Below are 25,261 nucleotides of genomic sequence, written 5' to 3' on the forward strand. Positions count from 1 at the left end.
GGAGCGGCTCACGCACGACTACGTTTGCTGTCAGGTGGGCGCAGCCGGTGCTCGATGCGACGCGTGCCACTCGTATGCTCCGGTCCGAGTGCGTCTTCCCTCAGCCACCTGATGACCGGCCGTGACGGTTTGGAGCAGCCAACAAAACTGTCGCACCACCGACAGGCGAGCGCGGCCGGTGCTCGGAATCGGTCTGCAATAACACTTGTCCATTCCGGTTCCTGCGCCGCCTGCACCTATCTGACGAACGCCCGTTACGTTTTGTTCGCTGCGCTTGCTTGCTTTTGGTTGGCTCCTCGCGGAATGAGGCCAGAATGGATAAATTTCCCAAAATAGACATTTTGGCGTAGCCTGGAGCTACCCACTTCGCAGGACCGCCCCATGTCCCGCCATCAAGACCTGCCCGAGCTCGAAAGAGCGCCGGCAGCCGATATCAAGATCAAGGGCTGGCCCAGCCTGATGCGCAAGGTGCGCGCCCACGGCGCGGTCGTCATCACCAATCACAATCACCCCGAAGCGGTGGTGGTGGATGCCGAGGAATACCGGCATCTGGTGCGGCAGGCCGGCGCGTCTGCCGATGCGACCACGCGCGCGCAGTCGCTGCAGGCCTTGCAGGCCAGATTCGACGCGCATCTTGCCGCGGTTGTCGATGGCGCAGTGTTGGCCCAGGTGATCGCCAAGCCCGCACGCCGTGGCCGCAAGGTCGCCTTGGGACCGTCGCTCTGATCGATGGGAAACATCCTGGTATTGGCGGGCGTCAACGGCGCCGGCAAGAGTTCGCTGCTGGGCACCCTGCTGCGGGAAGACGGTGCCAGCTGGTTCAACCCGGATGCGTTCACCAGAGCGCTGGTGGAGCAGGGCTGGACACTGGAAGATGCCAATGCGCAAGCCTGGCAGGAGGGCGTGCGACGGCTGCGCCAGGCGATGGCCGATGGCAGCGACTATGCCTTCGAAACCACGTTGGGCGCGAACACCATCCCGCGCTTGCTGCGCGAGGCCTGTGCGCAGCACACGGTGGCTATCTGGTTCTGCGGTCTGGCGACGGTGGAGCTGCACATCGAACGCGTTGCAGCGCGGGTAGCCGCGGGTGGCCATGCGATCGCCGAGCACAGGATCCGCGAGCGCTTCGATGCCTCGCGCGCCAACCTGATCGCCTTGCTGCCGCATCTGTCGGTGCTACACGTCTACGACAACAGCGCACCGGCCGATACCGCAGGGCAGGCTGCGCCGTTGCTGGTGCTGGAACTGGACCGCAGCGGCCTGCAGTATCCGCAAACGCCCGACGAATTGGCGCAGGTGCCCGGTTGGGCCAAGCCCATCGTGATGGCGGCACTGGAAACGCGTCGCGTGTTTTGAACTGCGCATCCGGGCTTGCCTGCGCGAGCCGCCGGCCTGATTCACACCGTGTTGGAAATAAAGTAGCTGGTAAACGACTTCACACCGGTCTGCTGCAGGCCGGCGTGCATCGCTTTCAATAAGACCACCAGCCAACTGTCTGGTGCGGTGTCCTCGCCGCTTGCGGTACCGTTGGCGGCATGGATGCCGCCATCGAGCCCCCATGGACGGGTTAACGGCGTGTCCCGCGAGCGGTGAGGGCACCGCGCCCTCGACGCTGCGTGATGGCCGTACACCAACACGTTCTCATGCAAGCGCCCGTCGCGCAGGTGATACGACGGACGAAAGACGATGCGGCTCGCAGCGCCTTGCCAGCACTGCGAGCACACCATCTGCACCTACGCCTTGCTCAATTGCACCGCCACCGGGTCGCCGGTGAGGTAGCCCACCGCCGCGCCGAAGCGGTTCTTGTAGTTGGCGCGGATCAGTGGATTCAGCGTCGCCTTGACAGTGTCGTGCAGCGGGCTTTCCCAGTCGCCGGGGTGCTGGAAGTTGCTCATCACGTAGGTCCAGCCGTGGATCTGGTCGACCGCGTGCAGGCCGGTGGATTCGGCGCCGGCCGGCACCGACAGCACGCGTGTCAGCGCGCCGCTGTCCACGTTGTAGGCCCACAGGAAGTTGTTGACGTGCAGGCTGCTGTCTTCGCCGATGAACAAGGTGCGCAGCGCTTCGGAGAACTTGAGATTGTCCGGGTTGGCAAGGCGCTCCGGGTCGGCGAGATTGCCCAGTGTATCGGCGGAAGCCAGGTCATGCCCGGTGAGCGCGGCCGGGGCCGCCATGTCGATCGGCACCCAGTCGCTATGGATCGCCGCGCCGTGGCTGTCGCGCTGGCCGCCGCGCAGATTCAATGCATACACCGCGCCTGCATCCGGGCCTTCCACCTTCACGTCGCCCGAGCCGTTGCGCATGCTGGTGACGATGTAGGACATCGCCATGTAGGCGACCTTGTCGTGGGCGTTGACGGTGGTGCCTTCGAGCTTGGTAAAGCCCAGGCTGCCGCCGGCCAATGCCGCGTAGCGATGGGTTTCCAGATACGTGGCGGCCTTTTCCATGCCGGGCTTGATGCGGATCCAGTTGAAGGTACCGTTGAACGGGATCTTGGTGAAGCTGGCATCGCCGGGGTCGCTCAGATGCACATCGAGGATGTCGGCGGCGGTGAGGCGGTCGGCCATTGCCTGGATCTCGGCGCTGGTGGCATGCCCCAACTTGATCCAGCTCAGCGTGGCCGCGCCCGGGCCGACACCGGAGGTCTGGTGCCACTTGCCGACGTACAACGATCCGGACGACAGGTCCGCCTTGCGGTCGGCGATGAACATGAACAGCCCACCGTTGGTGGCGTCGTCGCCCATCAGCACGGTGCGCTGGTCGGGCATCACCTGCACTAGCTCGTGCGAGATGCGGCCCAGGCAATAGTGCTTGCGGACGCTCCCCGTTCCATCCGGGTGCACGGTGATTTCGGGCAGATGGCCGTAGTGATACGGATTGGCCTTGTCCGGGTCGCCGTACAGATGCGTGCTGTAGCTGCGGAACTGCGTGTTGCCGGCCAGTGCGGTGGCGTCGGGTTCGTACTCTTCGCTGGACAGGTGGGTATTCCAGGGCGACAGGCTGGCGCCGCAGGTGGTCCACAGCCCGTGCACCGGGGCGGTGTCGACGTTGTGGTACTTCACCAGCGACAGCTTGCCGGTGACCGGGTCCTGGTCCAGCGTCAGCACCGCGATCGGCGCGGGCAGATGGCGGTTGGTGTCGTTGCCGGCCTGGTCGCGGGTGGTGTATTCGAACTGTACTACCGCAAACACATGGTTGCCCTTGACCCCGGGCACCTTGGCATCGGGCAGGGTCAGCAGCGATGAGCCGTCCGGGCAGTCGGAAAAGAACGGGCGTTCGGCGCCGGGCTTGGAGCGGTCGATGATGGGGCGATGCTGGATGTCGTAATAGCCGCCGGCCAGCACGGTGCCGCCTTTGCCGTCGGGGACCTGGTCGCCGGTGACGAAGAACGGGTGGTAGGCCAGTGCATAGCGCTGGGTGCTGCCATCGCTACGCGCTACGGTCAGCGCCGAGCCCACCGTGGTGGTGGCCATCGCGGCCGGGTTGGCCAGGCTGGGCGCGGGCATGCCATGGAAAGTGGCCGAGACCAGACGGGTGGGGTTTTCCGAAGGCCGCAGCGGGCGCGCCGCCAGCGCGGCGCTGCCCAGCTGCTGGAACGCGGCGGCGCTGGCGCTGCCGAGCGGCAACAGGGGGACGGCCGCCAGCAGTTGCATGAGGCGGCGACGGGAGGGGTCGGGGGAGGCGGACATCGAAACTCCAGGCAAAGGCAACGATCAACGATGGGCAACGGCGCATCGGCAAGCGGTCACGCTAGGCCCGGGATATGACAGTTGTTTGACGGCGAGCTCACCGGTTGGCGCCGGTTCGGACGCTGCAGCGAAAGCGGACGCGACCTGCCCCAGGCAGGGCATGGTGCCTGCGCACTGTGACCTCGGCCCGGTGGTGCGATGCAGCAAAGCGCGGGGTCGCGCAAGACCAAGCGGCGCGCCGGATTTGGCGATTTTCCGTGGTTTGACAGGTGCTGCCGGTATTCCAAGGCTATAGCCCGGCCCAATAAGTTGCCCGTCATTTGGCATACGGGCGAGCGTTGTTGACAGGGTAGCTGAATCACGTGAGCGTACGCCGCCTGAAGGCCTGCGGCGCATGCATCGCGGCAGGAGACACCCCTGGAGACCTGGATCTTGGACAAGCTGCTTCGCCATACCGCCGCGCCCGTCGCGCGTCGCGCCCTTTCTCTGGCTACCGCTGCGGCGGTGCTGATGCTGGCTGCCTGCCAAGGCAAGGACACCACCGCCGAGGCCGGCAAGACGGCGCCGGCTGCCGCACCTGCCGAGGCATCGGCCACCATCCATCCGGACCAGTGGCCGTCGCCGAAGTGGCCGTTCGCGCAGGACGCGGCGCTGGAGCAGCGCATCACCGATGTGATGTCCAAGATGAGCGTGGAAGAGAAGGTCGCCCAGACCGTGCAGGGCGACATCGCCAGCATGACCCCGGACGATGTGCGCAAGTACCGCATCGGGTCGGTGCTGGCCGGCGGCAACTCCGATCCGGGCGGCAAGTACGACGCCAGCCCGGCCGAATGGCTGAAGCTGGCCGACGCCTTCTACGAAGCGTCGATGGACACCTCCAAGGGCGGCAACGCGATTCCGATCATCTTCGGCATCGATGCGGTGCACGGCCAGAGCAACATCGTCGGTGCCACGCTGTTCCCGCACAACATTGGCTTAGGGGCCACCCGCAATCCGGAGCTGATCAAGAAGATCGGCGAAGTCACCGCCGCCGAAACCCGCGTCACCGGCATGGAGTGGACCTTCGCGCCGACCGTGGCGGTGCCGCAGGACGACCGCTGGGGCCGCAGCTACGAAGGCTATTCCGAGTCGCCGGACGTGGTGGCCAGCTTCGCCGGCAAGATGGTCGAAGGCGTGCAGGGCACTCCGGGCACCCCGCAGTTCCTGGACGGCAGCCACGTGATCTCGTCGGTGAAGCATTTCGTCGGCGACGGCGGCACCACCGACGGCAAGGACCAGGGCGATACCAAGGTGTCCGAGGCCACCATGCGCGACATCCACGCGGCCGGTTACCCGCCCGCGATTGCGGCCGGCGCGCAGACGGTGATGGCCTCGTTCAACAGCTTCAACGGCGAGAAGATGCACGGCAACAAGGTCATGCTGACCGACGTGCTGAAGGGCCGCATGAACTTCGGCGGCTTCGTGGTCGGCGACTGGAACGGCCACGGCCAGGTCAAGGGCTGCACCAACGACAACTGCCCGGCCTCGTTCATTGCCGGTGTCGACATGGCGATGGCCGCCGACAGCTGGAAGGGCATCTACGAAACCGAACTGGCCGCAGTGAAGTCCGGCCAGATCAGCACCGAGCGTCTGGACGATGCGGTGCGCCGCATTCTGCGGGTCAAGCTGCGCCTGGGCCTGTTCGAAGCCGGCAAGCCGTCCAAGCGCCCGCTCGGCGGCAAGTACGAGTTGCTGGGCGCGCCCGAGCACCGCGCCATCGCCCGTCAGGCGGTGCGCGAGTCGCTGGTGCTGCTGAAGAACCAGGCCGGCATCCTGCCGCTGGATCCCAGAAAGCGCGTGCTGGTGGTCGGCGACGGCGCCAACGACATGGGCAAGCAGTCCGGCGGCTGGACGCTGAACTGGCAGGGCACCGGCACCAAGCGCAGCGACTACCCCAACGGCAACACCATCTGGGAAGGCCTGGACAAGCAGATCAAGGCCGCCGGTGGCAAGGCCGAGCTGGCAGTCGATGGTGCGTACAAGACCAAGCCGGATGTGGCGGTGGTGGTGTTCGGCGAAAACCCGTACGCCGAGTTCCAGGGCGACATCGCCACCCTGCTGTACAAGCCGGGCGACGAGAGCGAGCTGGCGCTGATCAAGAAGCTCAAGGCCGAAGGCATCCCGGTGGTGGCGGTGTTCCTGAGCGGGCGTCCGCTGTGGATGAACCAGTACATCAACGTGGCCGATGCGTTCGTCGCCGCCTGGCTGCCCGGTTCGGAAGGCGAGGGCATTGCCGACGTGCTGCTGCGCAAGGCCGATGGCAGCGTGCAGAACGACTTCAAGGGCAAGCTCAGCTTCTCCTGGCCCAAGACCGCGGTGCAGTTCGCCAACAACGTGGGCCAGAAGGATTACGACCCGCAGTTCAAGTTCGGTTTCGGCCTGACCTACGCCGACAAGGGCGACCTGGCCGCACTGCCGGAAGAATCGGGCGTGTCCGGCGAGCAGTCGGTGGGCGGGGTGTACTTCGTGCGCGGCAAGCCGGCGCTCGGCATTGCGATGCAGCTGTCCAATGCGGGCCAGGCCAACATGCCGGCGACCACGCTGCCGGTGGGCCTGTCCGATGGCAGTCTGAAGATGACCGCAGTCGACCACAAGGCGCAGGAAGACGCACGTCGCCTGGTGTGGTCCGGCGCCAAGCCTGCCAGCGTGCTGCTGGTGTCCGGCAAGCCGGTGGATGTGTCGCGCGAGAGCAACGGCGATGTGCAGCTGCAGCTGACCGTGCGCCGCGACAGCGCGGTGACCGCGCCGGTGTGGCTGGGCGTGGGCTGCGGCGACAAGTGCAGCGGCCGCGTCGATGCGCAGAAGACCCTGGCCGCGCTGCCGCAGGGCCAGTGGAAGGTGGTGGGCATTCCGCTCAAGTGCTACGCGGTGGCCGGTGCCGACGTGACCAAGCTGACCCAGGTCGCCGGCATCGAAAGCGGCGCTGCGCTGGATCTGTCGGTGTCGAAGGTGGCGCTGGGCGCGCTCAACGAAGCCGAAGTGACGGTGGACTGCCCGGTCAAGTAATCCCCATGCCCGGGGGCACGCTTCCGGGCACGGTGCAGGTCAAGCGAAACACGTGCGTCGCCGCTTCCGGCGACGTGTCGAAGCGGCCACCGATCGCGGTGGTGCCATCAGCCGCCGCGGGGGCGGTGTTGTCGATCGGCCGGGATGGCCTGCAGACGCGGTTCGCCGCGCTGCCATTGCGCACCTGGTGCGCGGCGGCGGCCTTCTGCAGCCCTGCCTGATCGTCGGCGCATACCCCAGAGCCAGACAGGAGAGTGCAGTGGGTTTGGCGACGTTGGATATCGTGATTGTGCTGGTCTATCTGACCGGCATCTTCGTGCTCGCGCAGTGGGTGTCGCGCGAGAAGGCAGGCCACAGCAAGAGCGCCGAGGATTACTTCCTGGCCAGCAAGTCGTTGCCGTGGTGGGCGATCGGCGCTTCACTGATCGCCGCGAACATTTCGGCCGAACAGATCATCGGCATGGCCGGTTCCGGCTATGCGATCGGCCTGGCGATCGCCTCCTATGAATGGATGGCGGCGCTGACGCTGCTGATCGTCGGCAAGTTCTTCCTGCCGATCTTCCTGCGCAACGGCATCTACACCATGCCGCAGTTCCTGGAACAGCGCTACGGCAAGTGGATCCGCACGCTGATGGCGGTGTTCTGGCTGCTGCTGTACGTGTTCGTGAACCTGACCTCGATCCTGTGGCTGGGGTCGATCGCGGTCAGCCAGGTCACCGGCATGGACCAGACCCTGGCGCTGGCGTTGATCGGCGTGTTCGCGCTGGTCTACCAGCTGTATGGCGGGCTGAAGGCGGTGGCCTTGACCGACATCGTGCAGGTCACGCTGCTGGTGCTGGGCGGCCTGCTGGTGGCCGGGCTGACCCTGGCACGGATCGGCGATGGCGCCGGCGTGCTGGCCGGCTTCAAGCATCTGTGGAGTGCGCACCCGGAGCACTTCCACATGATCCTGAGCAAGGACAACCCGTTCTACAAGGACCTGCCCGGCCTGAGCGTGCTGCTGGGCGGCCTGTGGGTGATGAACATCAGTTACTGGGGTTTCAACCAGTACATCATCCAGCGCGCGCTGGCGGCCAAGAACATCGGCGAGGCGCAGAAGGGCATGGTGTTCGCGGCCTTCCTGAAGCTGCTGATGCCGCTGGTGATCGTGGTGCCGGGCATTGCCGCAGTGGTGCTGGCGCCGGACCTGGCCAAGCCCGACCAGGCCTATCCGACCATGATGCAACTGCTGCCGACCGGCATCCTGGGCCTGGTGTTTGCGGCGCTGGTGGCGGCGATCGTGGCCTCGCTGGCGTCCAAGATCAACTCGGTGGCGACCATCTTCACCCTGGATTTCTACGCCAAGTTCCGCCCGCAGACCGAACAGAAGCAGCTGGTGCGTGTGGGCCGGATCGTGGCCGCGGCGTCGGTGCTGATCGGCATCCTCACCGCGCGGCCGTTGCTGGGCAACTTCGATCAGGGCTTCCAGTTCATCCAGGAATTCACCGGCTTCTTCACGCCCGGCGTGGTGGTCATCTTCATGCTGGGCCTGTTCTGGAAACGCGCCAACGAAGCAGGCGCGCTGACCGCGGCGATCGGCTCGGTGGTGCTGTCGTTCGCGCTGAAGTTCGCCTGGCCGGAACTGCCGTTCATGGACCGCATCGGCGTGGTGTTCCTGGCCGCACTGGTGCTGGCGGTGGTGGTGTCGTTGATGACCGCACCCACCCAGGCACGCGACCTGATCCGTACCGACGATGTGGCCTACGGCACGACGCTGGGCTTCAAGATCGGCGCCGCTGGCGTGATCGCGATCCTGATCGTGCTGTACACGGTGTTCTGGTAAGCCAGGGAGTGTTCTGGAGTGGCCGACGCATCGTCTGTCCTCTGCTCCAGGCCTGAAACGCAACGCGGCGCGACACTTCGGTGTCGCGCCGCGTTGCGTTAGCGCATCCGTCGATGACCTGGCAAGCAGCGACAGTCACCTTGCTTGCATGGCGAGCGGCTGATTGGCGGCCGCGCGCGATGGTGCCGGCGATCTGGTGACCGTGCTTATACCCGCGCCGCGGCCAGGCCTGCCGCAAGCAACAGGGCCGGCGCAGTGAATTGCGCATGCCACGGCGTCTGCAGCCAGGTTTCCAGGGCGGCGGCCGGCATCGGTTTGGCGATCCAGTAGCCCTGGCCTTCGTCGCAGCCCCAGGCGCGCAACTGCGCATACGCTTCTGCCGATTCGATGCCTTCGGCCACCACGCGCTGGCCCAGGCTGTGACCGAGCTGGATCATCGCCGGCACCAGGGTGCGGTCGGTGCGGTTGTCCGGCAGCGAGCGGATGAAGGACTGGTCGATCTTCAGCGAGCTGGCTGGCAGCTGCTTGAGATAGCTGAAATTGCTGTAACCGGTGCCGAAGTCGTCGATGGCGATATGCACGCCCAGCGCGGCCACATCGGCCAGCTGTTCGGCCAGGTGATCGGGATGGCGGATCATCGCGCTCTCGGTGAATTCGATTTCCAGCCGGCGCGGGTCGAGCTTGTGACGTTCCAGCCCGCGTCGCAACAGGCCGGCAAAACCGGGGCGGTCCAGATCGGCCGCCGACACGTTCAAGGCCAGGTTGAAGTCCAGGCCCTGTTGCTGCCAGCGCGCAGCCTGGGCGATGCCGTTGTCGATGACCCAGGCGGTAATGCGGTTGATCAGCGCGGTCTTTTCGGCCATCGGCACGAAGTCCGATGGCATCACCGGGCCGATCATCGGGTGCTGCCAGCGCAGCAGTGCTTCCACCGCCACACAGCGGTGATCGTTCAAGTCCACGCGCGGCTGGTAGTGCAGGCGTAGCTGGCTGGCGCTGTCCAGCGCGGCGGGCAGGGCGGCAAGCAGGCGAAAGGTATTGCGCTGCGCCACGTCGTGCTTGCGCTCGTACATGCTCCAGGCCAGGCCGCGCTCGCGGGCGATGTCCACGGCGGTGGTGAGCGAGCGGATGGTGTCGGCGGCGCCGTAGCTGGTCTGCAGCGACACCGCGCCGATCGATGCTACCGCGGTGTGCGGAATGCCCTGGTGATCCAGCGGCTCGGCAAACGCCTTGGACACCTTGTTGCACAGGCTGGACAGGCGCTGGGTTTCGGCCTGGGTAAGGAAGCCGAAGGTTGTCGGGTCCAGTCGATACAGCAGGGTGTTGGCGGGCAGGTATGCGGCCAGGCGACGTTGCGCCAAGGTCACGTACCCATCGGCGTAGTCCCAGCCCAGCGCCTTGACCATGTCGCGGAAATAATCGCTGCCGCAGATGTCCACCGCCACTGCCGTGGTGGCCGGTGCGGTATCGCGCCGGGCCAGCCAGGTATCCAGGTCTTCGCCAAAGCGCGAGCGGTTGGGCAGGCCGGTCGTGCCATCGCGATACGTGGTGCTGCGCAGGTTCTCCACCCGCAGCACGGCCAGGTCGCGCAGGCCTTCCAGCTGCGTCATCGCCTCCGCATCCAGGCCCTCGCGCGGGCTGGTGCCGATCACGCACAGCGTGCCGATGCGGTGGCCGTCCTTCAGTTGCAATGGCGCCCCTGCATAGAAGCGGATGAACGGCGGGCCCAGCACCAACGGGTTGTCGGAAAAGCGCGGGTCCAGTTGCGCATCCGGTACCACCATCACCTCGTCCGAGCGGATTGCATGCGCGCAAAACGCCTGGTCGCGCGGGGTCTCCGCTGCCTCCAGTCCCACCCGCGCCTTGAACCACTGGCGGTGTTCGTCCACCAGCGACACCAGCGCGATCTCCGCGCCCAGGCTGCGCGCGGCCATCGCGGCGATGGTGTCGAACACCGGGTCCGGTGGCGAATCCAGCAGGCACAGGCCGCGTAGAACGGCCAGACGGGTGGCTTCGTCAGACATGGGGGGCGCTTTGAAGTCGGAGGCGGGCAGTGATTGCATGTGGCTCTATCGGCCTCGGCCGCATCCACTTGACGTGGCCGTGCTCGCTTATTCAGCTGCCAGCAGCGCAATGGCATGTTGCAGCGCGACGCGTAGGTCCCGCGCCGCGTCAGCGCAGTGCAGGCGGCAGGTGCGGTTTTCGCGCTGCAACACCGCAGTGCGCAATGCCGCGCATCGCCGATGCGCTGTGCCGTCAGGCTGAGCGCGCCGTCTCCCGTGCAGCGCAGGACGCTCGAATACACGGAAGTTAACGTTACCAGCGCGCTGCCGCGTGGTCTGCGCGCTCGGTCTGCATCCGGCAATTTTTCCTGTTCTGTGAACCAGCCGCAGATCGCGTGCGCCCGCCATCGCCACGGTGGGCGCACGTGGGCCGGGCATGCGAGTGCGTGCAGGTGCGCCCGCGCCACCCACTCTTTTGGAGCCGATCATGAAGATCTTCAATCGTCTGGCGCAGCGCGCAGTGCTGCTGATCGCCGGCCTGGCGCTGGCCTCGGCCGCGCATGCCGGCCTGTCCGTGTCCGGTACGCAGCTGCGAGAGACCAACGGCAACACGCTGGTCTTGCGTGGCATCAATCTGCCGCATGCCTGGTTTGCCGATCGTACCGACGCGGCGCTGGCACAGATCGCCGCCACCGGCGCCAACAGCGTGCGCGTGGTGCTCAGCACCGGTCACCGCTGGAACCGCACGCCCGAGGCGGAGGTGGCGCGCATCATCGCGCGCTGCAAGGCCCTGGGCCTGATCGCCGTGCTGGAAGTGCACGACACCACCGGCTACGGCGAAGACGGCGCCGCAGGCACCCTGGCAAATGCCGCCACCTACTGGACCAGCGTGCGCGGCGCGCTGGTGGGCCAGGAGGACTACGTCATCATCAATATCGGCAACGAACCGTTCGGTAATCAGTTGAGCGCCAGCGAGTGGGTCAACGGCCACGCCCGTGCGATCGCCACGCTGCGCAGTGCCGGCCTCACCCACGCGTTGATGGTGGACGCGCCCAACTGGGGTCAGGACTGGCAGTTCTACATGCGCGATAACGCTGCGGCGTTGCTGGCGCTCGACAGCCGCCGCAATCTGGTCTTCAGCGTGCACATGTACGAAGTGTTCGGCAACGACGCCGCGGTGGACAGCTATCTGCGCGCATTTCGCAGCAACGGGCTGGCCCTGGTGGTCGGGGAATTCGGCGCGGACCACCGCGGTGCCCAGGTCGACGAAGCGGCGATCATGCGCCGTGCGCGCGAGTACAACGTCGGCTACATGGGCTGGTCGTGGTCGGGCAACGACAGCAGTACCCAATCGCTGGATATCGTGCTGGGCTGGGACCCGACGCGTCTCAGCAGCTGGGGCCGCACGCTGATTCAAGGACCCGACGGCATCCGAGCCACCTCACGCAGGGCGAGCATCTTCGCGCCAAGGCGGCGCTAGGCCGGCCGCCCAGGCGCATGCCTGCGCGCAGCCTGGGCGCCATCAGCGTCCGGGTTCGCGCAACGGTCCCGGGCTGGGGCGTTTGGTCAGCTTGCGCTGCAGCGAACGCCGGTGCATGCCGAGCAGGCGTGCGGCCGCGGACACGTTGCCGCCGGTTTCGTGCAGGGCCTGCTGGATGTGTTCCCACTGCAAACGGCTGAGTGGGGTCATCATTTCCTGCGCGGTTTCTTCTTCGTCCGGCTCGGGCAGGTCGTCGTCTTCTTCGCCCAGCGCCCGCATGATGGTGGGGATGTTGGCGGGCTTGGGCAGGTAGTCGTCGGCACCGAGTTTGATCGCTTCCACCGCCGTGGCGATGCTGGCGTAGCCGGTCACCAGCAGGATGCGCATGTCCGCGCGGATCTCGCGTAGCGGCTGGATCAGGCTTAGGCCGGAGTCGTGGCCGAGCTTGAGGTCGATCAGGGCAAAGTCCGGCAGCGCGCTGCGCGCGGTGGACAGCGCACTGGCGGCATCGGTGGCGGTCAGCGTTTCCACGCCGCGCCGCGCCAGGCTGCGTTGCAGGGTGCGCAGGTACAAGGTGTCGTCGTCGACCAACAGGCCGGTGCGGATCGGGGTGCTTGTCATGCCAGGGCCTCGTGTTCGGAAAGCGGCAGGCGGAAACCGACGCGGGCGCCGCTGCCTTCGGCGGGCAGCATCCACAACTCGCCCTGCAGGCGCTCGACGGTGGCATGTGACAGCGCAAGGCCAACGCCCATGCCGTCGTGCTTGCCGCTGTTGAACAAGGTGCCCGGCAGCATGGCTTGCGCGGTGTCGAAGCCGGGCCCGTAATCGCGCACCTCGCCACTGAGGTGGTCGTTCTCCACCCGCAAGGTCAGATCGATCTGCGGGCGCCCGGCGCGTTCGCCGGCATCGGCGGCGTTGTTAAGCAGCACCATCAACAGGTGGCTGACGCCCGGCTGCAGCATCAGCCGCATCGGTGCGTCCTCGTTGCGGCGCAGCTCGATGGTGGGGCGCACCAGCCGCCATTGCTCCAGCACCTCCTGTACCGCCACTTCGCGGCTCAGGTGGCCGTTGTCGGCAGGCTGAGCCAGCGCCAGCACGCGCTCGTGGCACTGCACCAGCAGCTCGCGCAGGGTGTCCAGGTCTTCGCGCAGCTCGTTCTGATCGCACTGGTCGGCAATGTCGTCGACCAGCAGGGTCATCGTGGCCAGCGGGGTGTTGAGTTCGTGCGCCACCGACGCTGCATGGGTGGCCAATGCCACGATGCCCTCGTTACGCGCAAAGCGCTCGCGCAGGGTGGAAATTTCGCGCTCGCGTTCGCGCATCGACAACGCCAGCCGCGTAGCGAAGGCCAGCACCACTACCGTGGACAGCAGGAAATTGGCCGCCATGCCCCACATGTGCAGGCTGAGCGGATCGAAGCTGCCGTACGGCAGCGGCAGGCCGAACGCGGCGCTGATGACATAGCCGGCCACGCACGATGCTGCCACGGCCATCGCCCAGCTCAGCGGCAGGGCCAGCGCGGCCAGCGCGATCAGCACCAGGAACAGCGAGCCGAACGGGTTGGCGATGCCGCCGCTCCAGCCCACCATCCAGGTCAGCACCGTCACATCGACCAGGATGTGGCCAAACTCGGTGGCCGGGCTGACCGCGCCGCGATGCGCCACGCGCAGCTGCGCATACAGATTGAACACCGCCAGCGCGGCGACGCCGGCCCACAGCGGTTGTTGCGGCAGGTGCAGACCCATCAGGCCGGACGCGACCAGGATGGTGGCGGCCTGGCCGGCGGTGGCGAGCCAGCGCAGGCTGCACAGGGTCCGCAGGAAGGAGGCGTCGGAGCTATTCATCACGGCAATCCTATGCGCTCGCGGAAGTGATGGCCTGCGACAAACCGTCGCATCGGCCCGGATGGCGGCCCGCACGACGCTTCAGCTGTGAGCGGACGACGGACAGGCTAAAATGGCGGCATGTACGACGCCGTGACTCGCCCAACCCCTCCCGCCGACGCCACTGCCTGGCCGCGCCGCATCACCCAGGCCGTCAAGATCGGCAGCGTGATCGTGGGCGGCGGCCACCCGGTGGTCGTCCAGTCGATGACCAACACCGACACCGCCGACATCGCTGGCAGCGTCAAGCAGGTGGCCGAGTTGTGGCGCGCAGGCTCGGAGATGGTGCGCCTGACCGTCAACAACCCCGAGTCGGCCGCGGCCATCCCGCGCATCGTCGACAAGCTGCGCATGATGGGGATCGAGGTGCCGTTGATCGGCGACTTCCACTACAACGGTCACCAGCTGCTCGCCGCCGAGCCTGCCTGCGCCGAAGCGCTGGCCAAGTACCGCATCAATCCGGGCAATGTCGGCTTCGGCAAGAAGAAGGACCTGCAGTTCGCGCAGCTGATCGAGTTCGCGATCAAGTACGACAAGCCAGTGCGCATCGGCGCCAACTGGGGCTCGCTGGACCAGTCGCTGGCCGCGCAGCTGATGGACGAAAATTCCAGGCGCGACACGCCGTGGGACGCAGGCCGCGTCTTGCGTGAGGCGCTGATCCGTTCGGCCGTGGATTCGGCCGAGCGCGCGGTGGAACTGGGCCTGGCGCGCGAGCGCATCATCCTGTCGGCCAAGGTGTCCGGCGTGCAGGAGCTGATCGCGGTGTACCGCGACATGGCGAGCCGCTGCGATTTCGCGCTGCACCTGGGCCTGACCGAAGCCGGCATCGGCAGCAAGGGCATCGTGGCCTCGGCGGCGGCCTTGAGCGTGCTGCTGCAGGAAGGCATCGGCGACACCATCCGCATCTCGCTGACGCCCGAGCCGGGCCAGTCGCGCACCCAGGAAGTGGTGGTGGCGCAGGAACTGCTGCAGACCACCGGCCAACGCGCGTTCACCCCGATGGTCACCGCCTGCCCGGGCTGCGGCCGCACCACCTCCGAGTTCTTCCAGGAGCTGGCCGGCGTGGTGCAGAACCACGTGCGCGCCAAGATGCCGGAGTGGAAGATTTCCAATCCCGGCGCCGAGAACATGACCCTGGCGGTGATGGGCTGCGTGGTCAACGGCCCGGGCGAATCGCGCCACGCCAACATCGGCATTTCGTTGCCGGGCACGGGCGAGGCGCCGTCGGCACCGGTGTTCATCGATGGCGAGAAAAGCGTCACCCTGCGTGGCGAAAACATCGCCTACGAATTCATCGATCTGATCGATCAGTACGTCGAACGCACCTATGTCCGCCGCGCCGGCTGAATCGCCGGCCGGGTTCAGCGCGTGGTTGCGCAACAATGCTTGGCGCATGGCGCTGTTGTTTACCGGCGTGCTGCTGCCGCTGGGGTTGTTCGTCGACCTGGCCGATGAAGTGCATGAGCTGGAAAACGCCTATTTCGACGAACCCTTGCTGTGGAGCATGCGCAGCATCGCCACGCCCGGGCTGGATACGTTTTTCGGGGTGATTTCCAAGGTGGGCTACCAGTACGGCGTGATCCCGATCGATATCGCGATCGTGCTGGTGCTGCTGGCGTTACGGCGCTGGCGCGAGGGCACCTTTGCAGCGCTGGGCTTCGGCGGTTCGGCGTTGTTGAACATGGGCGCCAAGCAGTTCTTTCAACGCGACCGGCCCAGTCTGTGGGAGTCGATCGCACCGGAAAGCACCTTCAGTTTTCCCAGCGGGCATGCGATGGGCTCGATGACGCTCGCCGCGGTGGTCGTTGCGCTGGCGTGGCGCACACAATGGCGCTGGCCGGCGACCATCGCCGCCAGCCTGTTCGCGGTGCTGGTCGGCGTGTCGCGAATCTATCTGGGCGTGCATTACCCCTCCGATATCCTCGGCGGTTGGTCGGCCGCATTGGTGTGGGTGGTGGGGCTGTATCTGGTGATGTTCCGCGGCACGCGGCGGCCGCATTGGCGTCGTCCCCGTGTCAGCGCCTGAGTTGCGCAACCTGGCGGTGTTGCAGGCGCGCGCCGGCGCCTGATCAGTGTCGCGCCAGGGGTAGTGCGGTCTCCCGTCGGCGCGCGTTCACGCAAGTCGCAAACCGCGTCGAACAGGCGCCCTTGCCGTAGAGGCATCGCAATCTGTGAGTGCAGCGCATCGCCTATGTGGCGCTGTTGCGATGGCGATCCTGCGCAGATGTCCTGCGCGCCAGCTGCATGCCGATCAGGCTGCCGATCAACGCAAGCAGCATCATGTAATAGCCGGCGCCCATGGGGTGTTGTTTGACCAGCATCACCACCAGCAGCGGTGTCAGCCCACCGAACACGGCATAGCCCAGGTTGTAGGCGAACGACACGCCGGACAGGCGCACTTCGGGTGGGAACGCCTCGACCATGATGCGCGGGATCACCCCCAGCACGCCCAGTGCGGCGCCCAGCAGCGCGTAGAGCGGAAACACCAGCTGTGGATCGCCGGCCAGGCGGTAGAACGCCCATGCCGCTACGCCCAGCAGGACGCTGCCGATGAGCAGCACGCGCCCATTGCCATAGCGGTCGGCCAACGCACCGGCCACCACCGACCCGGCAGCCTGCAGCACGATGGCCAGGCTGTTGGCCTGTAGCGCCACTGCAGCCGGGTAGTGGTAACTGCTCTGCAACAGGCCGGGTGTCATCAACGACACCACCAGCACGCCGCCGGCCACCATCCAGGTCAGTGCCAGCGACAGCAGTACGCCAGGGCGATGATCGCGCAGCACCAGCTTGAGCGGGGTTTCGCGGGCCAGCGCACGCATGGCGACCAGTTCTGCGAACACCGGCGTCTCGTGCAGCCAGCGGCGCAAGTAGACCGACACCAGCCCGAACACGCCGCCTGCCAGAAACGGCAGGCGCCAGGCATAGTCGGCGATCTCGGCAGGGGTGAAGTGGCGGTTGAGGGCGCCGGCACCCAGCGAACCGAGCAACACGCCACCGGCCAGGCCGGCGGTCAGGGTGCCGCAGGCAAGCCCGGTGCGCTGGGGCGGCACGTGCTCGGCGACGAACACCCAGGCGCTGGGCACCTCACCGCCGATCGCGGCGCCCTGCAGCAGGCGCGCGCCCAGCAACAGCAGCGGCGCCGCAATGCCGATCTGCGCGTAGGTGGGCAGCAAGCCGATGCACAGCGTTGGCAGGGCCATCAGTAGCAGGCTCAAGCCGAACATGCGCTTGCGACCGACCAGGTCGCCGAAATGGGCCATCACCATGCCGCCCAGTGGGCGCACCAGGTAACCGGCGGCAAAGATGCCGAAGGTCTGCAGCTGGCGCATCCAGTCGGGGATGCCGGGAGGGAAGAACAACTCGCCCAGCACTGCGGCAAAAAAGATGAAGATGATGAAGTCGTACAGTTCCAGCGCGCCGCCCAGCGCGGACAAGGCCAGCGTCTTGTAGTCGTCGCGTTTGAGCTGCGACCTCGGTGCAGTGCCTGTGGGCGGATGGGTCTTCAAGGCGTGACATCCTGTGGCGGGTGGTGGCGAGCATGCGCGGATGCAGCAGTCGCCAGTGCGGCATCATCCTAGCGCGCCAGCAGGTGCGGCTTGCCTGCTGGCGCTGGATGGCACGTATGGGACTTCGGTAAACGCGTCGTGTCTGCGCCCGTGGTGACCTGTCAAGCGTGCAGGCTGGCCAGCGCCGCTGCTTCGGCATGCAGCACGGTGGTATCGAACAGCGGCAGCGCCGAGTCGCCGGCATCCACCAGCAAGGAGATTTCCGTGCAACCCAGGACGATCGCCTGCGCGCCTTGCTGCTCGAGTTCGGCCATGACCTGACGAAAAGAGTGACGCGATCCTGCATCGATCACGCCCTGGCACAGCTCTTCGTAAATCACCCGATGCAGTGCCGCGCGCGCATCGGCAGGCGGTACGACCACTGTCAGTCCACGCGCCTCCAGCCGCTGACGATAGAACGGCTGCTCCATGGTGAAGCGCGTGCCGAGCAGGCCGACCCGGGTGATGCCTGCAGCGAGCAAGGCATCGGCAGTGGCGTCGGCGATGTGCAGCAAGGGCAACGGCGTTGCGGCGGTGATCGCATCGGCGACGCAGTGCATGGTGTTGGTGCACAGCACGATGAAGTCCGCGCCGCCGGCGTGCAGCGAACGCGCGGCCGCCGCCATCTCGCGTCCGGCGCCCTCCCAGTCGCCGGCGTGCTGCAGGCGTTCGATATCGTGGAAGTCGACGCTGTACAGCAACAGTCGGGCCGAATGCAGCCCGCCACGTTCGCGGCGGATGGCCTGATTGATATGGCGGTAGTAGGGCAGGGTGGACTCCCAGCTCATGCCGCCGATCATCCCGATGGTCTTCACGTGCAATGTCCTGGCGCAAGCGGGTTCGCCTGCATGGTCGCATACGATCCCGGTCGCATGATCCAGGTGACGGAGAAGCCGTTGACAACTGCTCAGTACGCGACAACGCGGCCGCTGCAGTTGCGGTGCGCGTGCCAATGCATGCGGCGACGCGCGTTACACCCACATGTATTGCGTCACCGCTGCTGCATTACTCGCCCGGCTTAGCCCCCTCCACCGGGGCATGCGTGGCAGCGCGGCGCGCCAGCACGGTTTCGCGATGGGCGATGTATACATTGGCGCCGATGATGATGGCCGCGCCGATCAGGGTGTGGCGTTCGATCGCCTCGCCGAACAACCACCAGCCCAGCAATGCCACCAGCGGCAGTTGCATGAAGCTGATCGGCTGCAGTGCGGAGACTTCGCCCAGCTTGAGCGCGCGGGTCCAGAACAACTGCCCGGCAGTCCCGAAGACGCCGGTCGCCACCAGCCACAGCCAGTCGATGCCTTGCGGCCAGGTCCACTGGAACAGGGCCGGAATCAGCGACATCGGCACCCAGAACACATAGGTATAGAACACCACGGTGTCGGAGTCGTCGCTGCGCGAGAGCTGCTTGATCTGGATCGCGACCACGGCGCTGATGACGGCGGCCAGCAAGGCGATCAGCAGCCCGGGCGTGAAGGTGGACGATCCCGGTCGCAGGATCACCAGCACGCCGATGAAGCCTGCCGCCACTGCCAGCCAGCGGCGCAACCGTACCTGCTCGCGCAACCACACCACCGCCAGCACGGTGACGAACAACGGCGTGGAATAGGACAGCGAAATCGCCTGCGACAAGGGCAGGTGGCCGATCGCCCAGAACCCGCACAGCATCGACGCCAGGCCGATCAGCGTGCGCGCCAGGTACTGCGGCAACTGCCGCGTCCGTGGCAGCGCCTTGCCCGGCCGCAGGATCAACGGCAGTAACGCCAGCAACCCGAATGCATTACGGAAGAACGCGATCTCGGTGGTGGCAATGTTGCTCGACGCCAGCCGGATGGTGATGGCCATCAGGCCGAAGGCGAAGGTACTGGTGAGCATCCACAGCGCCGCACGACGCGAGACCTGCGCTGCAGTCACCAATGCGCTCCGATGATGCGCGGTTCCGGTTCCAGGATCACCGAATAGCGCTCGCGCACCGATTCGGCAATACGCCTGGCAAATTCCAGCAACTGTGCGCCGCTGGCGGTGCCGTAATTGACCAGGACCAGGGCGTGATCGGGAGACACGCCGGCATCGCCCTCGCGCTGGCCTTTCCAGCCGCATTGCTCGATCAACCACGCGGCCGACAGCTTGCCCTGGCCTGGTTGCTCGCCGGGATACACCGGCATGTCGGCGAAGGTGGCCTGCAACGCGGCGATCTGTTCGTTCGGCAACAGCGGGTTCTTGAAAAAACTGCCTGCATTGCCGAGCACATCCGGGTCCGGCAGCTTGCGTCGACGGATGTTGATCACTGCCTGCGCCACGTCGGCGGCCCCCGCCAGCTCGGCGCCCATGCTGGCCAGTTCTTCGCGAATGCCGGCGTAATCCAGCCGCAGTTCGTGCAACAGCGGCAGATTGAATTCCACCGCCACAATCAGGTAACGCTCGGGTTGCTGCTTGAACACGCTGTCGCGGTAGGCGAAGGCGCACTCGGACGCGCTCAGCCGCACAAACTGCTGGCCAAGCCGATCGAAGGCCTCCACCGCGTGGATGAAGTCGCCCACCTGCGCGCCGTAGGCACCGATGTTCTGGATCGGGCTGGCACCGACGGTGCCGGGGATCAACGCCAGATTTTCCAGGCCGGACAACCCCTGCTGCAGCGAATACAGCACCAGCGCATGCCAGTTCACACCCGCCCCGGCGCGCACGATGGCGTGGTCGGCATGGTGCGCAATGATGGCGATGTCGCGGTTTTCGAAACACAGCACGCAACCTTGCGGGTCGCCGGCCAGCAGCACATTGCTGCCGCTGCCCAGCACCAGCAATGGAAGCCCGGCGATCTCAGGCGCGGCCAGCGCCTGCGGCAATGCTTCGGGCGTATGGATGCCGAGCAACCAGCGCGCCGTCGCCTCGACATGGAACGTGTTGAGCGCACGCAGTGGCGCATGCGCGCTCAAGTTCCAGCCAGTGTGCACCGCATCGCTCATAGCGGCGAGACCGCGCCACCGCTGGGCGCTTCGCGACGGCGACGGATGGCATCGACGCACTCGCCGATCAACGGCGGCCCGCGATACACCAGGCCGCTATAGCACTGCACCAGGCTCGCGCCGGCCGCCATCTTGGCCACGGCGTCGGCGCCGGAGCCGATGCCCCCCACGCCGATCAACGGGATCGACTCGGGCAGGCGTGCGCGCAGGCGGCGCAACACCAGTGTGGATTGCCCAAGCAGCGGCGCCCCCGACAAGCCGCCGGCCTCGGCAGCCAGCGGATGATTGGCGATCAAGGTGCGCGTCACCGTGGTGTTGGTGGCGATCACGCCATCCACCGCCAGGTCGGCCAGCACGCGCGCAGCCGCATCGATGTCGCGGTCGTTGAGATCCGGCGCCACCTTCACCAGCATCGGCACGCGCTTGCCGTGTTGGGCGGCCAGCGCTTCCTGGGTTTCGCGCAGATCGGCGATCAGTCGACGCAGCGCCTGTTCTTCCTGCAGCTCGCGCAAACCGGCGGTATTGGGCGAGGAAATGTTGACGGTGATGTAATCGGCCAGCGGATAGACGCGTTCCATGCAATAGCGGTAGTCGCTGGTCGCTTCCTCGTTGGGCGTGTCCTTGTTCTTGCCGATATTGATGCCGAGCAGGCCGCCGCGACGACGCGCGCGTTGCACGTTGGCCACCAGCGCATCCACGCCCAGGTTGTTGAAGCCCATGCGGTTGATCACCGCCTGATACTCCGGCAAGCGGAACATGCGTGGCTTGGGATTGCCTTCCTGCGGCCTCGGCGTCACCGTGCCGATCTCGACGAAGCCGAAGCCCAGCGCCAGTAGCGCATCGATGTGCTCGCCGTTCTTGTCCAGGCCGGCGCCAAGGCCGACCGGGTTGGGGAACATCAAGCCGAATGCCGGCGTCGGCAGCGGGACCGGGCGCTTGGCCAGCAGCGACGTGGTGCCGGTGCGGTAGGCGGTGTCGATGGAGCGCAACGCCAGCGCATGCGCGCGCTCGGCATCGAGGGTGAACAGCAGGGGGCGGGCAAGCGAATACATGGATGTCAGTTCAATTTCCCGGCGAAGACGCGGGTCTGGTATTGGAAGTCGATCTGTCCGTCCTGTGCGTGCGCATCGAACAGCGTGCGCAGCGCGGCGAGCATCGGTGCGTGGCGCGGGTCGTGTGCGAGCGGTGCGTAGGAAGACGACAACAGGCGGCCGCGCAGTGCATCGAAATCCAGCCGCTGCACATTGGGAAAGCGCGCCATCGCGCGGAACCCGTCGCCGAACCAGGCCTGCATGGTTGCATCGTCCTGGTAGCGTTCGGCCACGGCCGAATAGTCGGTGCCGTAGTCCAGCAGCAGTTGCTCGTAGCCGCGCAAGAAGGCGGTGGTGTCCAGCTCGCGCGAGTTCCAGTAGATCACCGCCAGCCCGTCGGGCCGCAGCACGCGCGCCCACTCGGCACGGATGGCCTGGGTGTCGAACCAGTGGAAGGCCTGTGCGGCAGACACCAGGCCCATGCTGGCATCGGCCAGCCCGGTGGCTTCGGCGGTGCCATCGACGGCCTGGAACTTGGGAAACCCTGCCAGCCACTGCTGCGCGGCTTCGCGCATGGCCGGGTTGGGTTCCACCGCCGTGACCGCGTAACCGGCCTCCAGAAACAGCCGGCTGGAAATGCCGGTGCCGGCGCCGATATCGGCCACCGCAGTCGCCGGCGTGATGCCAAGTTCGTCATGCAACCAGCGCAGCAACTGCGGCGGATAACTGGGCCGGTAGCGCACATAGGCCGCTACACGGTCGTTGAAGCGTTGGGCCGAGGAGGGCGCGGCCATGCTCAACTGTTTGCGGCCGCCAGCCACGCCATACCGCCGAAAAACAGGATAAAGACCGCAATGCCCAGCACCCACAGGGCCACCGCCAGCCAGCCGAGGATCAGCCCGCCGATCGCCAGGCCGTCGCCTTCCAGCCCCTGCGGGTTGCGGCGGATTTCCGCGCGTGCCAGGTGGCCGGTGATGATGGCGCACACGCTGCCGATGAAAGGAATCAGCGTCCAGCCGAGGATGCCTGCGACCAGGCTGACGATGGCCATGGCGCTGGTCTGTCGAACGACAACGTTCATCATGAACTCCTGGAGATTGGCGGCAGCAGAGGGCTGGCGTGAGGCGATTATCCCAGAGCGGCCGTCCGAATGGCGTGCCGTCTGGGGCGGAAACGCGATCCTGGGGGCATTGGCGGCCCGGGAGGGGGCCTGAAGGCTTGCCTTGACTGCCTGATTGCCTGGTAACGCGACACCCTGCCGATGGGGTGCCGGGGGCCGGGCCGAAATGTCAGCGGACCGCTGTCAACCGCTGCGGGGTGGCACCTGCCGCGATTGATTGTCTGTCGTTATTGCAGGCCGGCCGCAGCGAAGGCATGCGACAGCTGCAGCGCGCCGGCCATGGCCGGCGCGCTGCGATGCCATCGATCACAGATCGAACTTGATGCCCTGCGCCAGTGGCAGCGAGTCGGAGTAGTTGATGGTGTTGGTCTGACGACGCATATAGACCTTCCACGCATCCGAGCCGGATTCGCGGCCACCGCCGGTTTCCTTCTCGCCGCCGAAGGCGCCGCCGATCTCCGCACCGGAGGTGCCGATGTTGACGTTGGCGATGCCGCAGTCGCTGCCGGCCGCCGACAGGAACTTCTCGGCCGCCTTCAGGTTCTGGGTGAAGATCGACGACGACAGGCCCTGCGGCACGCCGTTCTGCAGCTCGATCGCCTCGTCCAGCGTGCCGTACTTCATCACGTAAAGGATCGGCGCGAAGGTCTCGTGCTGCACCACCGCGTCGCTGTTCTGCAGCCCGGTGACGATCGCCGGCAGCACGAAGTTGCCGGGACGATCGATCGCGGTGCCGCCCACTTCGACCGTGCCGCCGGCGGCCTTGGCCTTGGCGATCGAGGCCAGGAACTGCTCCACCGCGCCCTGGCTGTTGAGCGGGCCCATCAGGTTTGCCGGGTCGGTGGGGTCGCCGATCTTGCTGTCGAGCTGCTTGTACGCCTTGACCAGCGTGGCCAGCACGTTGTCGTAGATGGACTCATGCACGATCAGGCGACGCGTGGTGGTGCAGCGCTGACCTGCGGTGCCCACCGCACCGAACACGATGCCGGGGATGGCCAGCTTCAAATCGGCGGTTTCGTCCAGGATGATGGCGTTGTTGCCCCCCAGCTCCAGCAGGCAGCGGCCCAGGCGGTGGGCGACCTTTTCAGCGACCACGCGGCCGATCTGGGTCGAACCGGTGAAGCTGATCAGCGGGATACGGGTGTCTTCGACCAGCTTCACCGACAAGGAAGTGCCGGCATCGTTGATCAGGAAGAAGATGTCCGGGAAGCCGGCATCCTTGAGCGCGGCATTGCAGATCTTCATCGTCGCGATCGCTGTCAGCGGCGTCTTGTTGGACGGCTTCCAGATGCAGATATCGCCGCAGATCGCCGCCAGGAACGCATTCCACGCCCACACCGCCACCGGGAAGTTGAACGCGCTGATGATGCCGACCAGGCCCAGCGGCTGGTACTGCTCGTACATGCGGTGGCCGGGGCGCTCCGAATGCATGGTGTAGCCATAGAGCATGCGGCTCTGGCCGACCGCGAAGTCGGCGATGTCGATCATCTCCTGCACTTCGCCATCGCCCTCGGGCTTGCTCTTGCCCATTTCCAGCGCCACCAGCGAACCGAGCGCATCCTTGTGTACACGCAGCGCCTCGCCACACAGGCGAACGGCCTCACCACGGCGCGGCGCAGGCGTGGTTCGCCACACCTTGAAGGCGGCCTGCGCACGCTGGACGATCAATTCGTAGTCTTCCGGCGTGGTGGCCTGCACATCGGCGATCACCGCATTGGTGGTCGGATTGAGCGGCTGCAGCACCCCGGCACCGGTGGCCTGCGACCAGGTCGCCTCGCCCAGATAGGTACCGGAATTGGACGCGGCGAGGTCGAGCGCCTTGAGCAGGTCAGCGGACATGGAATCTCCTGGAAACAGTGGCGGTCGCGCAGCAGCCAAGGCCGGCAGCGACACGGGTAGCCGCCGATTTTAGCAGGCTCCACCCACCCCCGGCTGGCTTGGCAAGCTGGCTGAACATGCGACAATGTCGCCCTTGGCCCCGTAGCTCAGCTGGATAGAGCGTCCCCCTCCTAAGGGGAAGGTCGCCCGTTCGAATCGGGCCGGGGTCACCAGAAATCAAAGAATTTAGCGCCGATTTCGTTTCAGGTCTTGTCACATTGAGAGACATACCCACAGCCGACTGCCACAGTTGCCACAAGCGCCGTCGCTTGGCCGAACTTGGCGGTGACACGCTTCAATGCGCTTCGCGCCTTGCCTGCTGTGGTGGTGCTCGGGCGCGTACCAATCCAGGTACCACAAGGTAAGCGCTTACCAGTGGCAGGCGCGCACGGATGCGTACGCCATGCGTCAACTCAGCTTCTTTCGCTGCTCGTATTTCTTCAGCCTCATTAGGGCCGAGTGAGATGCGGTGACATACGCCGCTCTGGTGCCAGGGGAAGTAGGCACTTGCGCCACGCAGAAGCTAGCGAGCGAATTAGCGCACCGCGAGTTGCTTGATTTGCTGCGGTGCGGCCAGGCAGGTGCCGCTGCATCCAAGGAGGGATGGAGATGGCTATGCGCGAAATTGGTGGATGGACAGTTTCCGCCCATGTGGAGATTGATGAAAAGGGGAAGCCCGTGGCCGGCATTTTGATTAGGCGCCTCGAAGGCCGGGCACGTCATATGCTTTGGTTGCGTGGCTTCAGTTCGTAATGAACGTGAGGCGAGAGAACACGCAGAGCGTGTTGTTGCCAGGATTCGGGGC

General features: G+C 66.2%; 21 protein-coding genes and 1 tRNA gene. 9 read left to right on the top strand and 13 right to left on the bottom strand.

The genetic code is table 11. The annotated features are described in order from the left end of the window. The first annotated feature begins 381 nt into the window (after positions 1-381). Both VZ068_RS09620 and VZ068_RS09625 read left to right on the top strand, forming a co-directional pair. A complete protein-coding gene (locus VZ068_RS09620; protein ID WP_259159724.1) occupies positions 382-726 on the top strand; it encodes a type II toxin-antitoxin system prevent-host-death family antitoxin in 345 nt (114 codons plus the stop codon). A 3-nt stretch (positions 727-729) separates the two neighbouring features. Continuing rightward, positions 730-1,356: an AAA family ATPase gene (locus tag VZ068_RS09625; RefSeq protein ID WP_349657505.1), complete on the top strand. Its 627-nt coding sequence runs from the start codon at positions 730-732 to the stop codon at positions 1,354-1,356. 41 nt (positions 1,357-1,397) lie between these two features. Here the strand turns inward: VZ068_RS09625 and VZ068_RS09630 are convergent, their stop codons facing one another. Both VZ068_RS09630 and VZ068_RS09635 read right to left on the bottom strand, forming a co-directional pair. Beyond that, the gene (locus VZ068_RS09630) at positions 1,398-1,727 is read right to left on the bottom strand and encodes a hypothetical protein (protein ID WP_349657797.1); all 330 of its coding nucleotides are present in this window, start codon (positions 1,725-1,727) and stop codon (positions 1,398-1,400) included. 6 nt (positions 1,728-1,733) lie between these two features. Beyond that, on the bottom strand, positions 1,734-3,689 hold the full coding sequence (locus VZ068_RS09635; protein WP_349657506.1) for an alkaline phosphatase PhoX: 1,956 nt from the start codon (positions 3,687-3,689) through the stop codon (positions 1,734-1,736). A gap of 432 nt (positions 3,690-4,121) precedes the next feature. Here VZ068_RS09635 and VZ068_RS09640 point away from each other — a divergent pair, with 432 nt between their 5' ends. The 3 genes from VZ068_RS09640 to VZ068_RS09650 are packed head-to-tail and all read left to right on the top strand — an operon-like array spanning position 4,122 to position 8,556. Continuing rightward, entirely contained in the window at positions 4,122-6,734 is a 2,613-nt protein-coding gene (locus VZ068_RS09640) for an exo 1,3/1,4-beta-D-glucan glucohydrolase (RefSeq protein ID WP_349657507.1), read from the top strand. A gap of 5 nt (positions 6,735-6,739) precedes the next feature. Continuing rightward, positions 6,740-6,955, top strand: a complete 216-nt coding sequence (locus VZ068_RS09645; protein ID WP_046962495.1) for a hypothetical protein — start codon at positions 6,740-6,742, stop codon at positions 6,953-6,955. Positions 6,956-6,993: 38 nt separating this feature from the next. After that, on the top strand, positions 6,994-8,556 hold the full coding sequence (locus VZ068_RS09650) for a sodium/sugar symporter (RefSeq protein ID WP_259159731.1): 1,563 nt from the start codon (positions 6,994-6,996) through the stop codon (positions 8,554-8,556). A gap of 206 nt (positions 8,557-8,762) precedes the next feature. Here VZ068_RS09650 and VZ068_RS09655 read toward each other — a convergent pair whose 3' ends face one another. Beyond that, on the bottom strand, positions 8,763-10,577 hold the full coding sequence (locus VZ068_RS09655; protein WP_259159733.1) for an EAL domain-containing protein: 1,815 nt from the start codon (positions 10,575-10,577) through the stop codon (positions 8,763-8,765). Positions 10,578-11,043: 466 nt separating this feature from the next. Between VZ068_RS09655 and VZ068_RS09660 the strand changes: the two genes are divergently transcribed. After that, positions 11,044-12,036: a glycoside hydrolase family 5 protein gene (locus tag VZ068_RS09660; RefSeq protein ID WP_259159737.1), complete on the top strand. Its 993-nt coding sequence runs from the start codon at positions 11,044-11,046 to the stop codon at positions 12,034-12,036. Between the two features lie 42 nt (positions 12,037-12,078). Here VZ068_RS09660 and VZ068_RS09665 read toward each other — a convergent pair whose 3' ends face one another. Next, entirely contained in the window at positions 12,079-12,657 is a 579-nt protein-coding gene (locus VZ068_RS09665; RefSeq protein ID WP_046962497.1) for a response regulator transcription factor, read from the bottom strand. After that, complete coding sequence (locus VZ068_RS09670) at positions 12,654-13,880, bottom strand: ATP-binding protein (protein WP_259159739.1); 1,227 nt, start codon at positions 13,878-13,880, stop codon at positions 12,654-12,656. Before VZ068_RS09670 ends, VZ068_RS09665 begins: the two co-directional genes overlap by 4 nt. Positions 13,881-14,000: 120 nt before the next feature. Between VZ068_RS09670 and ispG the strand changes: the two genes are divergently transcribed. Both ispG and VZ068_RS09680 read left to right on the top strand, forming a co-directional pair. Next, on the top strand, positions 14,001-15,266 hold the full coding sequence (gene ispG / locus VZ068_RS09675; protein ID WP_259164466.1) for a flavodoxin-dependent (E)-4-hydroxy-3-methylbut-2-enyl-diphosphate synthase: 1,266 nt from the start codon (positions 14,001-14,003) through the stop codon (positions 15,264-15,266). Next, entirely contained in the window at positions 15,247-15,945 is a 699-nt protein-coding gene (locus VZ068_RS09680) for a phosphatase PAP2 family protein (protein ID WP_349657508.1), read from the top strand. The genes ispG and VZ068_RS09680 overlap by 20 nt, the downstream gene beginning before the upstream one ends. A gap of 163 nt (positions 15,946-16,108) precedes the next feature. Here VZ068_RS09680 and VZ068_RS09685 read toward each other — a convergent pair whose 3' ends face one another. From VZ068_RS09685 to VZ068_RS09720, 8 genes are all read right to left on the bottom strand, one after another. Then, complete coding sequence (locus VZ068_RS09685) at positions 16,109-17,425, bottom strand: MFS transporter (RefSeq protein ID WP_259164456.1); 1,317 nt, start codon at positions 17,423-17,425, stop codon at positions 16,109-16,111. Between the two features lie 161 nt (positions 17,426-17,586). Continuing rightward, complete coding sequence (locus VZ068_RS09690) at positions 17,587-18,252, bottom strand: aspartate/glutamate racemase family protein (protein ID WP_349657677.1); 666 nt, start codon at positions 18,250-18,252, stop codon at positions 17,587-17,589. 217 nt (positions 18,253-18,469) lie between these two features. After that, the gene (locus tag VZ068_RS09695; RefSeq protein WP_349657509.1) at positions 18,470-19,381 is read right to left on the bottom strand and encodes a DMT family transporter; all 912 of its coding nucleotides are present in this window, start codon (positions 19,379-19,381) and stop codon (positions 18,470-18,472) included. Beyond that, complete coding sequence (murB, locus tag VZ068_RS09700; RefSeq protein WP_259164446.1) at positions 19,375-20,427, bottom strand: UDP-N-acetylmuramate dehydrogenase; 1,053 nt, start codon at positions 20,425-20,427, stop codon at positions 19,375-19,377. Before murB ends, VZ068_RS09695 begins: the two co-directional genes overlap by 7 nt. Next, positions 20,424-21,479 carry a quinone-dependent dihydroorotate dehydrogenase gene (locus tag VZ068_RS09705; protein ID WP_046962504.1) on the bottom strand — a complete coding sequence of 352 codons (1,056 nt, stop codon included), beginning with the start codon at positions 21,477-21,479 and terminating at the stop codon, positions 20,424-20,426. Before VZ068_RS09705 ends, murB begins: the two co-directional genes overlap by 4 nt. A 5-nt stretch (positions 21,480-21,484) precedes the next feature. Then, positions 21,485-22,252 (bottom strand): class I SAM-dependent methyltransferase, encoded by a 768-nt coding sequence (locus VZ068_RS09710; RefSeq protein WP_259159747.1) that lies wholly within the window; start codon positions 22,250-22,252, stop codon positions 21,485-21,487. Positions 22,253-22,254: 2 nt separating this feature from the next. Beyond that, entirely contained in the window at positions 22,255-22,539 is a 285-nt protein-coding gene (locus tag VZ068_RS09715) for a DUF4190 domain-containing protein (RefSeq protein ID WP_046962587.1), read from the bottom strand. Positions 22,540-22,884: 345 nt separating this feature from the next. Then, positions 22,885-24,417 carry an aldehyde dehydrogenase family protein gene (locus VZ068_RS09720; protein ID WP_349657510.1) on the bottom strand — a complete coding sequence of 511 codons (1,533 nt, stop codon included), beginning with the start codon at positions 24,415-24,417 and terminating at the stop codon, positions 22,885-22,887. Between the two features lie 135 nt (positions 24,418-24,552). On the opposite strand from VZ068_RS09720, the gene VZ068_RS09725 reads away from it, so the two are divergent. Beyond that, positions 24,553-24,629: transfer RNA gene (locus VZ068_RS09725), tRNA-Arg, on the top strand. Positions 24,630-25,261 lie beyond the last annotated feature (632 nt).

Origin of the sequence: Xanthomonas sp. 10-10, from assembly GCF_040182365.1 — a bacterium.
GTDB classification, from domain to species: Bacteria; Pseudomonadota; Gammaproteobacteria; order Xanthomonadales; family Xanthomonadaceae; genus Xanthomonas; species Xanthomonas arboricola_F.